Genomic DNA, 15,907 nt, shown 5'->3' on the forward strand with positions numbered 1-15,907 from the left:
GAGTTTAAGTTATAGGAGAGAGTGATGGGCCCATATTCGAACATTCCTTATTCGCACAACTCGCTAAAGGTGTTCGAAGCGGTGGCGCGTTTGATGAGTTTTACTCGAGCAGCCGACGAACTCAATGTGACTCAAAGTGCTGTCAGTCGGCAGATAAAACAGTTGGAAAACGAGTTGAATGTTTCCTTGTTGATTCGCAAACATCGCTCGATTGAACTGACCGAACGAGGCCGAGACCTGTATCAGGTACTGAGTAATAACTTCCATCATTTGGACTCATTGATTGCACAGTGGAAAGCGCCAGCGAAAAAACGCATCGTGATCAAAAGCGCGCTGAGTTATGCCACACGTGTTTTGATGCCCAATGTCGCTATGCTGAACGAAAAGTACCCAGAGCATGAGATAGTGATTATTCCCTCTATCGAAGAAGATCCGATATTGGAAGCGGAAGACTGTGACTTGTTGATCATCAATACTAGGAAAAAAGAGAGGTATTTAGGTAAGCGAGGCGTGACCTTTTTGCGTGCCGAATACATGGCGCCCGTTTACGCCGAGTTATTATCTGACAACAATATTCAGATAGAGGATGTGCTGAGGCTTCCTCACCTTCATGCGACGCTCGATCATCAAGACTGGAAACAATGGATAGCCAATGCTGACCTTAAAGGTAAAAAGCGAGGTCGTGATACAGTGTTTTTTAGCTTAGATTTGGCATTGAGTGCGTGTCTGTCTGGACAGGGCGTAACCGTGACGGATTTACTATTGGTATTACCTGAACTCAAACGACAGTTTCTTAAATGCCCTGAATCGATCGCGCTACAACACAGCGATTGGCATTACTACTGTTATCAGAAAAACTACACACCGATTGCAAACGAGATCTTAGATTGGCTGGTGGCACAAACCAAATCTGAAGTGGCTGAGCTTAAACAGCTGTGTGGTAGGTTTAGTTGGAGCACCGTCAAAGTTGATCTATAAACCGTGTTGGCTAAATTATGCAAAAACTGCATATTTTTCAGATGATTATTCTCATATATATTTGTCATTAATGTGACAGAAAGAAGAAAAACATCACTCAATGGTCAGTACACTCATTCGCAAATGACAACAAAAACCCTGCAAATACAACTGACGTGAACTTAGGTTCTATCTTGTTTCATATGCGGAGAATGAAGATGAAAACATGGTCTATGTCCTTTTTAGCCACGGCGGTCGCGGTCGCGTTAAGTGGTAATGCCCTCGCTTGTACTGGTCTTATCGTCGGCAAGGGGGCGTCGAGCGATGGCAGTATAATGATTGCGCGTAACGAAGATTTCGGCATCAACAACTGGAACAAATACCTAGAGTATCGACCAGCGCGAGACAATCAAGAGGGTGATTGGAAACTGGGTAATGGGTTGGTTGTGCCAATGCCAAAGCACTTTTATGCCTACTCGGCGATTCCTGACTGGGATGCGAAAACCGTCGACAGTGAGGGTAAGTTCTATGAAGAGCGTGGTATCAACGAGCATAACGTTGCAATTTCCGCGACAACCAGTGCAGAGATCAATGACCAAGTGGCGAAAGTGGACCCTTTAGTCGACAAGGGTGTCATTGAAGCCATTATTCCAACCTTGATTCTTCCTCAGGCTGAGAATGCCAAACAAGCGGTTGAGCTTCTCGGTTATTACATCGAAACGTATGGAGCCGGCGAGGGGAACAGTCTCTACATTGCGGATATCAATGAGGCTTGGCTGTTTGAAATTGGCTCTGGTCACCACTGGATCGCGGTAAAAGTACCGGACGATAGTTACGCGATGATTGCCAATGGTTTGCGCGTTCACGGTGTCAATCTTGACGATGAAGAAGTACTGCATTCACCCGGTATGTTTGAGTTTGTCGAGCAACATAAACTTCTAGATAACGCTGATAGAAAATCGTTCAACTTCGCGAAAGCCTTTGGTGTGATCGGTGATGAGTACAACATTGACCGCGAATGGTTAGGGCAGAAGATGCTGACTCCGTCCAAGTATCAACAAAGTCGATTGGCGCAGTATCCTCTGTTTATGAAGCCGGATGAGAAGATTTCCGTCCAAGATGTGGCGGAAGTGTTGAGTGCAACTTACGATGGAACCGCGTTAGAAGGTAAAGCGAAACGACCCATTCGGGTCGAGCGCCAGCTAGAGTCGCATATTATTCAGCTACGCCCACAAATGCCAGATGAACTGCAAGGTGTGATTTGGCAAAGCTTTGGTGTGTTGCCTGAGTCGGTGTTAGTGCCGCTATACTCTACATTGCAGCAATACCCCAAAGCATTCCAGGTGGGCAACGATACGTACAGTGATGATTCTGCCTATTGGCAGTTCCGTAGCTTAACCGCCTTGGCGTCGGCTAACCCAGACAAGTATTTACCCATCTTGAAAGCGACATGGGACGCCGAGGAGACCGAACTCTATAAGCAGGTGAAACATCTCGATCAAGCGCTCACCAGCATGTACAAAGCCGACAAACAGGCCGCGCTCAATATGGCGGCTGATTACTCTTACGGACAGCTTAAGCGTACGTTAACTATGGCGACTGAGCTTAGGTATAAGATGATGACGGACTTAACCAAGAGCACAGAGAAAAAGTACTCTGAGGAAGAGTTCAAGAAAATAATGAGTTTATAGGCGATTGTAATTAACAAACGGAGCGTCAGTCAGTCGCTCCGTTTTTCATTGTGTTGATGGAATACTAATCAACGCAAATCTAGATATTAATGAGACTGAATTTGTGACTCTATCGCGTACATAAGAACAGGCAGTGAGTTAATCTAATGACTCCTGTTTATTCGCTGAAGGTGGAAGAACGCAATGATAAAGAGTGTTGTTTTTGACGTTGGGAACGTGATTGTTCGTTGGGCTCCATTGGAGATTGTTCGGCTCACTTTTGGTGAGGTAGACCAACCTGAGACATTGGCTAAGCAAGTGTTTACGGGGGAAATCTGGCTTGACCTCAATCGTGGATTGCTCACTGAACAGGAAGCGAAACTGCGTTATCAGCAAGAGCTTTATTTCACCGAAGAACAAAGCCATCGTTTGTTCTATTACGTTAAACACACTTTGATTCAGCTTTACGGTTCAGTCGAGCTCATGAAAAAGCTAAAAGCGTCGGGTTATGCTCTCTACGCACTCACCGATAACGTGATTGAACTGGTTGATTTCTTAAAACAAAATTATGACTTTTGGCCACTGTTTGATGGCGCAACAGTATCGGCAGATTTGGGCTTGCTTAAGCCACAACCTGAGATTTACCAGTCTCTTTTAGCGTCTAACAATCTCGACGCGCAAGAGTGCGTATTCCTCGACGACATGCCGCATAACGTTGAGGGGGCAAAGCGGGTAGGCATGCAGGCCATTCAATTTTTCTCGGCTGAGCAAGCAGAGCAAGACCTCAGAGCCCTAGGTTTGAAAATTTAATTCACTTTTTTACTAGAACTAGGGGGAATCAATGGAAACATTAGCGCAAGACATTTGGGTTTTTGATGGTAACTCGGTGCCGTTCTTTGGATTACCATTCTCAACTCGAATGACAGTGGTGAGATTGAGTGGCGGTGATCTTTGGGTTCATAGCCCAATTGCGATGACGCCTGACATTCAAAGCCAGCTAGAAGAACTCGGTACAGTCAAATATCTGATTGCGCCAAACCACTTGCACCATCTGTTTTTACCAGATTGGATTAGCATTTATCCCGATGCCGAAGTCTTTGGCACAGACGAAGTGATCAAAAAGCGTCAAGATATTCAATTTAACGCCTCACTAAACAGCGACAAGGCTTGGCCTTGGTGCGATGATATTGCGCAAGTGTTGTTCTCCGGCTCGCCGCTTATGCAGGAGTGTGTTTTCTTTCACAAACAATCAAAAACTCTGGTTGTCACCGATTTGGTTGAAAATTTTTCCGGTAAACAGTTCAATTATTGGCAACGTTTGGTTGCAAAAGGCGTTGGCATACTTGCGCCGAACGGCAAAACGCCCCTTGATTGGCGTTTGAGCTTTATGTTTGGAAAAGCCGACGCACGCAAGCATCTCGAATGTCTGTTGCAGTGGGATCCGCACGTGTTAGTGATGTCTCATGGTGAGATCGTGAGAGACAATGCGAAACCGTTTTTAATCAAATCGTTTAAATGGTTAGTGTAAGTCTCTAGAGGCTCGCCAACCTAACCCAACGTAAGCAGCGTGAGGTTAGAAGAACCATATTGCCATCTGTGGGCTTTGTGGCATGAATCCCAAAGCCCTAATCGTCTAGCAGTAAAGCTTAATTTCGGTGGTGATTGCGCTCGAAAGCCAGTCGGAGAGGGGGTATCATAGGTGCAACGTTCTACTAACCTATTATTGTCTATGTCATTTCCACCTTGCCCTCACTGTCAGTCTGAATATGTTTATCAAGACCAAATCAACCTTGTGTGCCCGGAGTGCGCTCACGAATGGAATCCGAACGAACCAGACGAGACTGGGTTTACAGCGAGAGACGCCAATGGGACCGAACTCAGTGAAGGTGACAAAGTCACCCTAGCTAAAGATTTAAAAGTGAAAGGTAGCTCCCTGGTATTGAAGATTGGCACTAAAGCAGTGGTGAGGCGAATCGTTGAAGGTAAAGACCACGAGCTCGACTGTAAGGTCGATGGTGCAGGCGAGATGATGGTTACGGCCAAGTTTGTAAAGAAAGCCTAGTCACGGCCAACTCTCTGAAAAACGCATTGAAAGGCCCCTACTGACATCGGTTGTCAGTAGGGGCCTTTATTATCTAAGGTATTGAAATAAGAGAGTATCAAACGTTATGCCAGTTAAAAATTCAGTGACGTGCCTATGCGGTAGCGTCACAATTTGTGCAGAAATCAAAGATCCTAAGTATTGCGTATGTCATTGCTCATCTTGTCAAACATGGAGTGGCGGCCCCCTACTGATGGCTCATTGTGGCAGTGATGTGGAACTGAAAGGAGAAGCATTTGTTCGCGAATACGCCTCGTCTGCTTGGGCGACACGCGCGTTTTGCACTGAGTGTGGTACCCATCTGTTTAGTCGACTTACCGCTGATAACAGCTATAACGTTCCAGTCGGTTTGTTAGCCAGTGAGTTGCCACTAAAAATGGATATGCAATACTTCATTGATCAGAAACCCAACCATTACTGTTTTTCAAATACCACCAAAACGATGACAAAGTCAGAAGTGTTCGCACACTTTCAATCAGAGTCGCCAATTGAGATGCACGCCAATAAGGATTCACAATGACATTACAGCAGATACAAGGATTCGATCTTGCTGGTTTTTCAGTACGCACCACCAACCTAGCAGAGCAAGATGACACGACGGCCAAGATAGGGCATTTGTGGCAACGTTTTTTCAGCGAGGCCGCACCTCACCTCAGCGCCGACTCAAGAATTTATGGGGTATACACTCACTACCAATCAGACTTCAATGGTGAGTTCGACGTGATGGCGTGCTCAGATACCTTGAGTGGCGATGACACAAACCTTGTTTCACTACACATCGCGACAGGAGACTATTTGGTGTTTTCTGCTCAAGGTGAAATGCCTAACGTTGTCATCGAGCTATGGCAGCAAGTTTGGGGCTACTTCTCCGATCCTCAGTACGCGTACCAACGCGCTTACAAGACCGACTTTGAATATTACAAAAGTGCGCAAGAGGTAGAGATCTACATTGGGGTTACGTTGTAAGGGAAGAGGTGAAGGCCTGAACGCCACATGGGTCGCTCAGGCTTTCTCTTGTTAGTGAAAGAAACGGAGCCTAAGGCTTATACCAAGCATCTAAGCCTGTTTGTAACCTGTTGCTCGCTTCTTGCGCTGACATTGAACCATTGATCACGCCAACGCTGGTTTCCCAAATTTCTAGCTCTAAACTCGGTGTTCCTCGATTCAGAATCTGGTAAGAATTTCGAATGGTCGAATCACAGCTGTCCCGCCATGAGATCATCTCTTTCGCGGTAGGGTCGGATACTTCAATAAAGTGGTTTGATAACGAGAAGAAACCTGGAAGTGCATTGGTGAACAGCTCCGCAAATTCTTCACTTGCCATCCATTCAATAAATGTCGTTGCCTCTGCACTATTGCTGGTTTTCGCGTTGATACCAATGCCGATGTCGGTATGATCACTGATGAAGCAGCTATCGCCTTCGTTGGCCACCGTGGGTCGAAATACGCCCAAGTCAATTTTGTCTCTAAACGCTAAAATATCCCATGAACCGGCGGGGTAGACGGCAGCTTTGCCACTACCAAACATTTCAATTGCGTCGTTATAGGTACGGGTTTGATAGTTCTCTCCCATGTATCCGCCCCACATAGCAAGCTGTTCGAAGACTTGAGTATAAGCTGGATCGGTAAACTTACCCTCACCAGAGAGCAGGGCAAATCGACCGTCTTCACCTTGCCAATAATTGGGGCCAATATTTTGAAAGCCCATTGTCGCCGCTTCCCATTTGTCATTGGTACCCATAGCGATAGGGGTATACTTCCCACTCGCTTTGACTTTATCTAGGGCGGCATAAAATTCGGCGTTAGTGGTCGGGGCCGCAATACCTAGTTCATTGAACACTGACTTGTTGTAGAAAAAACCATGGATGACGGAAGCGAGCGGCAGACAAAACGTGACCGAACCATCATCCGTTTGCCAAGCTGACTGAGCGAACAACGGGAAGTTTTCCATACCATCAAGGTCGGTTAAATCCATGAGGTTGTTGGCTTGATAGAGTTTTAACGAGTCATCGAAAGGTCGGCAGGTAATAATATCTCCCGCGGTGCCATCGGCCAATCGTTGGTTCAGTGCTTGATTATATTCGGTCGCCGGCGTGTGTTTGTAGGAGACTTTTATGCTGGGATGTTTGGCATTGAATGCAGGAATAATAGTGTCATTCCAGATCTTTGCATCTTCTCGCCAACTTTCAATGACGAGGTTTCCGGCCGTGACTAAAGTAGGTAAGTAGCATAACGCCACTAAAGTTAGGGTACTTATCGCTCTCATGTGAAGTTCCTTTCCTCTTGTTCGATTTAAACTTTAAACCGTTTGACCAAGGCTCTTTGGTTTTGCGCGAGTTGCGCTAAGGCGTCACTGACCGATGCTGCACCTTGTGCTTCAACCTCGGTTTGTGATGCAAGCTCTGATATTTCGTTGATACTTTGTGCGATTTCTCGACTGACTTTGATTTGCTCTTCCGATGCGTGAGCCACTTGAGTACTGCTGTTTTTGATGGAAGTCATGTGTTCAACCACCGTTTGAAGGGTTTCGTCGGTTAAGCGACTTTGCTCGACACATTTTTCGGTTTTATTTTGACTCAAGGTCATCACTGAGACCATTTCATCAGAGCTCGACTGCAAGCGCTCAATCATGCTTTGAATTTCAACCGTGGATTGTTGAGTTCTATTGGCGAGCGTTCTGACTTCATCGGCCACTACCGCAAAGCCCCGACCGTGCTCGCCTGCGCGGGCCGCTTCTATCGCTGCATTAAGAGCGAGTAGGTTGGTTTGCTCTGCAATATCTCGAATGACGTCTAAAATACTGCCGATATTGCCTGAGTATTGGTCAAGCTGGGTGGTGATTTGCGTCGCGGTGTTAATAGACTCGAGCAGCTCTTCAATCAGAGCGAGGCCACTGGCGACTTGTTGGCGGCTGGTTAAGGTGCTCTCATTGGCATGTTCCACTTCATCTTGAGACCTTTGTGTAGAGCGATGGACCTCGGTGACGCTGGTCTCCATTTCAGAGATGGCCGCTGCCACCATGTCAATTTGTTGGCCTTGTGCTGACACTCGGCTCATGGTGGAATCACTGATCTCAGACGCTTTATTGGCTTGAGTGGCTAAGCTTTTCGACCCTGAGTTGATTTGACTCAGTACCTCTTTCATCTCTCCCACTAGCTTGTCGATCGAGTGCGAAAGCTCTCCAAACTCACAACGTGATTCGTAGCGGACTTTATGAGTCATATCTCCCTCGCGCATTAAGCGGAGTACACGGTTGATCATAGAGAGGGGTTTGTGAATCGCTTTGGCGGTAAGAAAGCCGATGATGATGGCGACGATTGCAGAAGCGACGCTTAAAACAATGATCAAACGTTCTGCAGATGAGACCGACTTCTCGGTGGCGACTTTGGCTTCGGTGACTTCTGCAACGGCGCTTTGAGCTAAGTCTTCAAAGACTTTTTCAAGCGTGCGTGAGTTTTGCTGGCTTTTACGAATAAGCGCACGAATTTGTTCTCTGAGGTTTTTAGTCGACAACATTAACGGCAGCATGCCTTTTTCAGAGATACCAGCCACTTTTAATTTCTCTACCACCGTATCAAATCTTTTGATGAGCCCGGCACTCACTTTAACTTGTTGGATTCCTTCTTTTGCCAAATTGGTGTTCTTTTCGAAGTTGGCAATGACCTTGACCAGATCCATGTCTGGATTGGCGGCTCTCAGGGTGCGTAAGTCTCGCTTAATGCCACTGGTGAGACGGTCAACTTTATTGCTTTGTGAGCGACTTTTACTCAGGTTAGACAACAACTGCTGAGTGATTCTCTGAAACGCATCTTCAAACTTGACAAACTCGGCTTGCGCAAGATAAAGGTTCTGTTGTGCTTGAAGGGAAGACTGATGCAAACTCATGACTTGTTCTGCATCGCGATAAAACGCCTGGGCCAAGGTGGCAATCTTGCTGCTATCAATGGCGTCATTGTGTCTGATCTTGTCAAACGTTTGATTAAAAATGGCTTGTTGAGTGGTAAACGCCTCTTTTATTGATGGAAGGACGGAGAGATCTTCAAACGTTAAGTATTCGAGTAGTAGCCTCTGGCTTTTCAGCATTGACGAATTAAGTTGAGCGCTGTTAACCAGTAAAGGCGTAGCTTGTTGGGTGATTAAGCTGACGCTCTTATCGACGGTTTTTAAGTTCAAGTAACTAAACATACCCAATGCGGCCAACAGAATAAACATGACCAAATAACCCAAAATAGTTCTTTGAACGATATTGAGAGAAACTTTCATTTCAGAACTCATTGTTGCTGATTTAACTATTTTTAAAGCTAGTTCAAAGTGTGATCAATTGCAGGGTAAGCGAAATTATTTTTACGGCGTAATAAGTTCGGATCCTTAGTGACTGTTTGAATTTAAATGATTTTATAGGAGGCAAATAAATGGTCCTATTTAGCGATGGTGCTAAACAATATCGTTGATAAATAACCTGTTTGGAGAAGCAACGACCTTTGTTAATTTGTGAAGGCGTTTATTAGCTTGCTTTGTCGTATTCAGACGCAAGTCCAAAGCTCTGTTTTAAATCGGCAAGGAAGAGAGGATCTTCACACATGGCTTTTTCGGGCTCGTCGCTTATTTTTGCCACCGGAGCGCCATTGCATTGCGTCATCTTTACCACCATCGAGAGGGGATGATAACGACCATCTTTACCCTGCCATTCACCCATATCGTTGGCCAGAAATGTACCAATACCAAAGCTGATATTCGCCCGTCCAGCAAAGTACTGGCAGATCTCAAGCGCTCGCTCAAAATCGAGACCGTCAGTAAAAATCAACACTTTAGACATGGGATCAATGCCGAGCGCCAAATAGTGTTGAATCATCTTGTCACCCCAATCAAACGGGTTGCCTGAATCATGGCGCACGCCGGCATATGCTTGCGCCCGAGCAAAATCAAAGTCATTTAGAAATGCGTCGATACCTATGGTATCGGTTAGGGCAATGCCTAAACGGCCGTCAAAAGCGTGATGCCAGCGGTCGAGGGCAACTCGCTGTGACTCAACGGGTTGCGAAAGCTGCTGATGCGCCATAAACCACTCGTGGGCGACCGTACCAATGGGAGTGAGGTCGAACTGCTTGGCGAGATGGTAGTTGCTGGTGCCTGACAGTAAATCTGGAACCTGTTGGCGCAGGTAATCGAGCACATCGTGCTGTACTTGCGCGCTGAAGCGGCGTCGACTGCCCATTTCTGAAAACTGGAAGTTATCGATATTACGCTGTTGAAGCTCTGTTTTTAGTCGGGTGACTTTCTCTTCCAGAACATGGCGAAAGTGTGAGTAAGGAATGTCGCGCCATCGGTTGCGGTTACGCAGTTCCGAGATAATGCTCATTACCAAGGTTTCATAGAGGATGGTTTCGTGCCAAATACCACAGATAGAGACTTTAAGCTGGTTTTTATCTTGCAGGGTGGTGGTTGAAACCGTGACTTGTTGTGCAGGCTTAAAGCGAAAGCTGGCTAGGTCATCAATAAAACTCTGCGCAAGGTAGGGCGCTTGCTGGCTCAAATATTCCAGCTCTTGGTTGGTAAACTGGCAGGTAGCGAGTTGACCTATTTCAGCTTCAACCTGCTGTGCCAATTCGGACAGGTCTTCATCTGAACGAACGATAAGCTCATAGCGCACAGTCGTGTCAGGGTAATACTTGTGCGCAGCATGCATCATATTGATCTTGTAGACATCGAGATCAAGAGCACTTTGAATGATACGGTCATTGAAAAGCGTGGCGGTCATCCAACCATCCTATCGGTTATCAGGCTTGCGAATTGAAATTAACTTTAATTTAGCACTTTAAGTTTGTCAAATATTGTTACTAACTTAAAGTTCTTATTATCATATACTGACGGATACACCTTGGTTGTGAAATGTGTGCTTAGTTTTTATGGAGAAAATAATTTAATGTAGTTCGTCACAGATGGTTACTTTCCTGTTGACCTTGCGTGACCCAGTGGTAATGTATTGGCAGTTTTAAGATGTGGGAAGTTCACCATGATTGTCACTATTGACATGATATGTCTCAGGCTCGGAGAGAGTGGGTTAGAAGTATTGCTGATAAAGCGCAATAACCCAGATAGGCCTCAAAACGGATTGTGGTCGATTCCGGGTGGCTTTGTGTTTGAGCAAGATTTGACTGCACAAGGTGGTCAGCCAGCGGATCAAGACTTTGAGGCCGCTCGGCGCCGTATTTGTCGGCAAAAAATTCATACCTATCCCAATTACATTAGCCAGCCGATGGTTGAAGGGAATCCAAAGCGAGACCCAGACGGGTGGAGTGTCACGATCGCCCACTATGCGCTGCTTAACGGTGCCAATGTGGAACAGATCGATAACAGTGGTTTATGTCAGGAGCAACTAAGATGGTTCGCACTCGATAAGGTGCTCAATGACGAGATGGAACTGGCGTTTGACCACGCACAACTGATTAATCTGGCATGGAAAAAACTACGTGCGGCGATAGAGTACACCTCAGTGGCTTTGTTCGCGTTGGATAAAGAGTTCTTAGTCTCAGACATCATTGCCGCGTACGAAAAGTTTGGTGTCGAGGTCAACCGAATGACAGTGAAGCGCCGCCTGATTGACACTGGTGTGATTGTTAGCGCGAACAAAATGGCTTCCACCAATAAAGGCAAAGGAGGTAAGCCCGCTCAGGTGTATAGTCTGGCTCACAAGAGCGTGACGTACTTTCAAACTTGTCTGCGTTGATATCAACAAGGAGCAGAAGATGCGATTACAAAGTGTAGACATTGACTTAAACAAAACCGCTTGTATTGATGTAGATCCGCAGAAGGGTTTTAGCGAGTTGTGCCCGAAAGAGCTGCCTGTCGAAGGGGCGCTACAAATCGTCGATCAGCTTAAGCTCAATCACAGTAAGGCGTGTGTCAAACTCGTCTCTCGCGATATGCATCCACCGGGCGCGGCTTGGGAAGCGGAAACGCCCGAGCGAATGCTAGAGCCTGTTGGTTTACCGGAAGTGGATATCAAATGGAACCCTCACTGTGTGGTTGGGACAGCGGGCGTTGAGTTGCTGCCTGGCCTACCATCAGTTCGTGAGTATGATTTTCAGATCAATAAAGGCATCGACCCTGACGCTCACCCATACGGCGCCTTTTATCACGATCAAGCCGACACTTTGTCGACCGGAGGGATAGAGTTTTTGCGCACCCATCAGATTGACACTGTCATTGTTGGCGGTTTGGCGCTCGATTTTTGCGTTAAAAAGTCGGTCGAGCAACTCCTGGCAGCAGGTTTTGACGTTGTACTTAACTTGGCGGCGACCAGAGCGGTGTTCCCAGAGAAAACGCAAGCAGTGGTTGAAGAATTAACTGAGAAAGGTGCGACGGTAGTGGCGAACGCAGCACACCTTCACGTTCAGGAGACGTTGGCTTAATGAAGCGCGGAGCCCATCCTAATGGGTTCCGCTTAGCTCGCTAGCGTTTCTTCAATAATGACTTTAACCAACGGTGCAGCTGAGCGTGGCGTTCGGTTTGAGCGAAATTCGGTGTGCTGACTAGCCAATAGCTTGTCTCAAGCTTAACCGATGGGCCAACACGGCGAAGAAATCCGGACTCAAGATCCTGTTCAATCAGCAGGGTGTGACCCAATCCAATCCCCATCCCATTAATTGCGGCTTGCAGCATCAGGTCGGCGCGATCAAACATTAGCGCCGCCGATGAAGCTGAGTTGTTCGTTCCAATTTGGTCAAAGTAATAGCGCCAGTAAAACTGGGTGCCATCTTGTTCTCCTCGTCGATCGGCAAGCAGTGGAAACTGGCTAAAAATGTCCTCGCGGTTGTTGTGTTGTTGCTCACACAAGTCAGGGCTGGCGACAGGCTGTATATAGCTATGGCATAAGTGAACACTATGCAGACCAGGATAGGGGCCTGCACCGAACCTGATTGCGGCATCAATGTTTCCGAGCGCGAAATTGCTGTGCTCATCATCAACGGTTAAGGCGATAGTGATACCAAAGTCACGACTACTGCTCAGCAATGGGATCAACCATTTCATAGCCAAGGATGAAGAGACAGATAAGCGGATCTGCTCTTTGGAGTCGAGGTGTGTTAATTGCGCCAAAGCACTCGGCCAAATCGAGACCGCTTGAGTGGCTGCTTCACACACGATTTTCCCAGCGGGGGTCAAGCGTAGTTCTCGAGTCGTACGCTCAAATAGGCGCAACCCAAGAGCTTGCTCTAACGATCGCACTCGGTGGCTGACAGCAGATTGTTGAATGCCCAGTTGCTCAGCTGCTCGGGTAAAGCTGAGCTCACGTGCAATTGCGGCAAGCATAGGTGCCGCCTGTGTAAGGCGATGAAGTTGGGATTCATAACTCTTATTCATGAATTAATCTCATTTCTTTGTGAGTATCCATTTTTAGTTTGGCTCCTTATTATCTGAATTAGAAACCAAGTAAGGAGTGAATAAGATGAGTAATAATCATTTAATTGTCGATGTCAATATTGTTAATGGGTTTGTGGCGGATAACCGAGGCGGAAATCCGGCAGGGGTGGTACTCAACGCTGATCAATACAGTGAACAACAAATGCTATCGATTGCGGCTAAGGTCGGTTTATCCGAAACCGCCTTTGTTTCTTCCTCTCAGAGCGAAGGACTCAAACTCGACTTTTTTACCCCTAACCGACGTATTGCCCATTGCGGACACGCGACGATCGCCGCGTTCTCCTATCTCGCCACGCAAGGATTACTGAAAGATGGCGAGACCAGCAAAGAAACGGTCGATGGACCGCGCAAAGTGATCGTTCAGCAAGGCGCTGCTTATATGGAACAGCTTGCTCCTAGCTATACTTTTGCTGATGATTGGCAAGCGCAAGGAGTGTTTGAAGACGATGTGTTGCGTGCTTTGAACTTATCCAGTGATAAATTGCGCACTGCTGCTCCTATGGCGCGAGTGAACACCGGTAACAGTTTTATTGTGGTGGCAGTGGACAGTGTTGAGACTTTGGCCTCAATTGAGCCAGATTTTGACTTGATCAACCAGATCAGCGATAAGTTGGACTTGGTCGGCTTTTATGTCTTTACTGATAAAATTGGCCACGCTGATGCGACAACGCGCATGTTCGCACCGCGTTTCGCGATCAACGAAGAGGCGGCGACCGGGATGGCAGCAGGGCCATTAGCCTGTTACCTTTTTGATGTTGTAAAGTTGGATAAAACCCAGCTGGACATTCGTCAAGGGGAGCATATGCAGCCCGCGTCTCCCAGTATTATTCGCGTCGAACTGACAGTTGCGAGCGGTAACATTACCGGCTTAATGGCCGGCGGTTATGGCAAATTAATAGAACGGCGTCGGGTGGAGTTGCCGATCGGCCAAGTATGAGTGGGAGGGCTAATGCTAAAGCGCGAAAAAACCGGGTTAATAGTCGTTGACGTACAGGGCAAGCTGGCGCGTTTGGTTGCAGATAGCGAGCAGCTCATCGCGAGTTGCTCAGCCTTAATCCAAGGCGCTCAGAGTTTGTCACTACCCATCGTGTGGTTGGAGCAGAACCCTGACAAACTCGGAGCGACCGTTGAGGAGTTGACTCAACATCTAAGCGGACAGGCGCCAATCAGCAAGTTTGCTTTCGGCGCTTGTGGCGAGCCTGAGTGTCTACGAGCCATTCAGAGTGTTGATGTTGAGACTTGGCTAGTGTGTGGTATTGAAGCGCATATATGCGTATATCAAACCGTACTTGGGTTGAGAGAGTTAGGCTATCAGGTCGAAGTGGTGCAAGATGGCGTTGCGTCTCGCTCGCCAAGCGATAAGCAGTTGGCGCTGAGCAAACTGGCGAGCGTGGGGGTGTTGTCTACCAGTGTGGAAATGGCGCTGTACGAGTTGGTGCAGGACTGTCGGGACCCGGCTTTTCGGTCTATCCTTCAATTGATCAAATAACTGAAAGAAAGCGTCTCTCAACGCGTTGCTATCGGCTTTGTGGTTGTGGCGAGATTTGCAGGTCAGCGCTGATAGTCTGATCGCCTTTAAGCCTTTGCCACAGAGCTGCCAACTGGTCAAATCCACGCTCACTCGGATAGCGCTCTGGTGCATCAAGCAGTTGCCATTGGCCTTGTTGATCTCTGCGAGCAAAAACAAATTCAAACGCCAAGTTGTTCGCCATTCCAAGTCTTAGGTCCGATACAATCAACTCTCCTTGTTTTTCTTTGACATCCATATATTGGTGAGTGAATGCTTGCAAGCCAAGTAAGGTTGTTGGCGTTTCAGTTAAAGGCCATTGGCCTGCGGGGCGAGTGATAAACTCAATCGCCGGATCGCGGTCAAGTAAAGAGACCAAACCTTCCCAATATTGACTGTCACCCATCACCACAACGCGCCATAGTACGGTATTAAAAGGTGTCGGTGTAATCAATACTCGCTGGTTGGGGATATTTTGCGCTGCAAGGTTAGTTTCAACTCGCTCGGCAATGATCTGTTGAGCCCCGTACCCCCAACCTAAATAGAGCGTTGAAATGAGCACTACTGCTCGGCACCACCGTCCGGCGTTTGTTTTAGATAACAGCGCGACAATGAGTGCAATGAGCAGTGGCAGGGTATAAAGAGGGTCAATAATAAAGATATTGCTCACCTCAAAATAGCCTTCAATCGGCCACAGCAGTTGAGTGCCGTAAGTGGTCATCGCATCAAGTAATGGGTGGGTGACTAAAACGCTCGCGATGAGAGCAAACACACGTTGAAAAGACCAGTCGTCGCTTGGGCGCAGCGCGCAATAGAGCCACGACAACAACAACGCAAAGGGAGGAAGCAGCAATAAAGAGTGGCTAAAACCACGGTGTTTTATCGTGTTGCTTACATCATCTCCGTAGTCGAGTACAACGTCTAAGTCGGGCAATGTGCCTAGTGCAGCGCCAGCTAGTAGCACTTTCGCATTACAATTTTTGCCGGCAATCGCACCTGCGATGGTCGCGCCGAGCGCGGCTTGAGTGACTGAGTCCATACGAGTTCTAGTTCATTAACTTACGCATTAGTTTAACCATAGGGTTGCGGTGAGGCCACCGTTACGCTTTTCTCGGTTAATACTTACTTTGACAAAAAGTCGATCAGTCCTCGCCGCTATTGGTTTAAATTGACTAATAATTAATACTGTTAGGTGAGTTATTTGACGCCCGTCTAATGTTAAGCTCAATTTTAACGATATGCTTATCAACA

16 protein-coding genes are annotated in these 15,907 nt (G+C 47.1%); 11 read left to right on the forward strand and 5 right to left on the reverse strand.

Going from position 1 to position 15,907, the window contains the following annotated elements; all coding sequences use genetic code 11:
• Positions 1-24 precede the first annotated feature (24 nt).
• The 7 genes from FCU94_RS06135 to FCU94_RS06165 all read left to right on the forward strand — a co-directional run bounded on the left by FCU94_RS06135 (position 25) and on the right by FCU94_RS06165 (position 5,694).
• Entirely contained in the window at positions 25-978 is a 954-nt protein-coding gene (locus tag FCU94_RS06135; protein WP_176287664.1) for a LysR family transcriptional regulator, read from the forward strand.
• A 197-nt stretch (positions 979-1,175) separates the two neighbouring features.
• Positions 1,176-2,648 carry a C69 family dipeptidase gene (locus tag FCU94_RS06140; protein WP_176287665.1) on the forward strand — a complete coding sequence of 491 codons (1,473 nt, stop codon included), beginning with the start codon at positions 1,176-1,178 and terminating at the stop codon, positions 2,646-2,648.
• 183 nt (positions 2,649-2,831) lie between these two features.
• A complete protein-coding gene (locus tag FCU94_RS06145) occupies positions 2,832-3,437 on the forward strand; it encodes an HAD family hydrolase (protein ID WP_176287666.1) in 606 nt (201 codons plus the stop codon).
• Positions 3,438-3,468: 31 nt separating this feature from the next.
• Positions 3,469-4,155 (forward strand): DUF4336 domain-containing protein, encoded by a 687-nt coding sequence (locus FCU94_RS06150; protein WP_176287667.1) that lies wholly within the window; start codon positions 3,469-3,471, stop codon positions 4,153-4,155.
• 201 nt (positions 4,156-4,356) lie between these two features.
• The gene (locus FCU94_RS06155) at positions 4,357-4,689 is read left to right on the forward strand and encodes a zinc ribbon domain-containing protein YjdM (protein ID WP_176288341.1); all 333 of its coding nucleotides are present in this window, start codon (positions 4,357-4,359) and stop codon (positions 4,687-4,689) included.
• 106 nt (positions 4,690-4,795) lie between these two features.
• On the forward strand, positions 4,796-5,248 hold the full coding sequence (locus tag FCU94_RS06160; protein ID WP_176287668.1) for a GFA family protein: 453 nt from the start codon (positions 4,796-4,798) through the stop codon (positions 5,246-5,248).
• Positions 5,245-5,694 (forward strand): GyrI-like domain-containing protein, encoded by a 450-nt coding sequence (locus FCU94_RS06165; protein ID WP_176287669.1) that lies wholly within the window; start codon positions 5,245-5,247, stop codon positions 5,692-5,694. The genes FCU94_RS06160 and FCU94_RS06165 overlap by 4 nt, the downstream gene beginning before the upstream one ends.
• Before the next feature lie 70 nt (positions 5,695-5,764).
• Here FCU94_RS06165 and FCU94_RS06170 read toward each other — a convergent pair whose 3' ends face one another.
• The 3 genes from FCU94_RS06170 to pncB form a co-directional block, all read right to left on the reverse strand.
• Positions 5,765-6,994 (reverse strand): ABC transporter substrate-binding protein, encoded by a 1,230-nt coding sequence (locus FCU94_RS06170; protein ID WP_176287670.1) that lies wholly within the window; start codon positions 6,992-6,994, stop codon positions 5,765-5,767.
• Positions 6,995-7,020: 26 nt separating this feature from the next.
• Positions 7,021-8,991, reverse strand: coding sequence for a methyl-accepting chemotaxis protein (locus FCU94_RS06175; RefSeq protein WP_176287671.1), 1,971 nt, complete (start codon positions 8,989-8,991; stop codon positions 7,021-7,023).
• A 241-nt stretch (positions 8,992-9,232) separates the two neighbouring features.
• A complete protein-coding gene (pncB, locus tag FCU94_RS06180) occupies positions 9,233-10,486 on the reverse strand; it encodes a nicotinate phosphoribosyltransferase (protein ID WP_176287672.1) in 1,254 nt (417 codons plus the stop codon).
• Between the two features lie 255 nt (positions 10,487-10,741).
• On the opposite strand from pncB, the gene FCU94_RS06185 reads away from it, so the two are divergent.
• Positions 10,742-11,455 (forward strand): NUDIX domain-containing protein, encoded by a 714-nt coding sequence (locus FCU94_RS06185; protein ID WP_176287673.1) that lies wholly within the window; start codon positions 10,742-10,744, stop codon positions 11,453-11,455.
• A 19-nt stretch (positions 11,456-11,474) separates the two neighbouring features.
• Complete coding sequence (locus tag FCU94_RS06190) at positions 11,475-12,140, forward strand: isochorismatase family protein (RefSeq protein WP_176287674.1); 666 nt, start codon at positions 11,475-11,477, stop codon at positions 12,138-12,140.
• A gap of 40 nt (positions 12,141-12,180) precedes the next feature.
• Here the strand turns inward: FCU94_RS06190 and FCU94_RS06195 are convergent, their stop codons facing one another.
• Positions 12,181-13,089: a LysR family transcriptional regulator gene (locus tag FCU94_RS06195; protein ID WP_176287675.1), complete on the reverse strand. Its 909-nt coding sequence runs from the start codon at positions 13,087-13,089 to the stop codon at positions 12,181-12,183.
• 85 nt (positions 13,090-13,174) lie between these two features.
• On the opposite strand from FCU94_RS06195, the gene FCU94_RS06200 reads away from it, so the two are divergent.
• A complete protein-coding gene (locus FCU94_RS06200) occupies positions 13,175-14,086 on the forward strand; it encodes a PhzF family phenazine biosynthesis protein (RefSeq protein WP_176287676.1) in 912 nt (303 codons plus the stop codon).
• 12 nt (positions 14,087-14,098) lie between these two features.
• On the forward strand, positions 14,099-14,638 hold the full coding sequence (locus FCU94_RS06205; protein ID WP_176287677.1) for an isochorismatase family protein: 540 nt from the start codon (positions 14,099-14,101) through the stop codon (positions 14,636-14,638).
• A gap of 28 nt (positions 14,639-14,666) precedes the next feature.
• On the opposite strand, the gene FCU94_RS06210 is transcribed toward FCU94_RS06205, so the two are convergent.
• Complete coding sequence (locus tag FCU94_RS06210) at positions 14,667-15,695, reverse strand: metal-dependent hydrolase (RefSeq protein ID WP_176287678.1); 1,029 nt, start codon at positions 15,693-15,695, stop codon at positions 14,667-14,669.
• Positions 15,696-15,907: the final 212 nt, after the last annotated feature.

The sequence above is a fragment of the Vibrio sp. JPW-9-11-11 genome, from assembly GCF_013369335.1.
GTDB lineage: Bacteria > Pseudomonadota > Gammaproteobacteria > Enterobacterales > Vibrionaceae > Vibrio.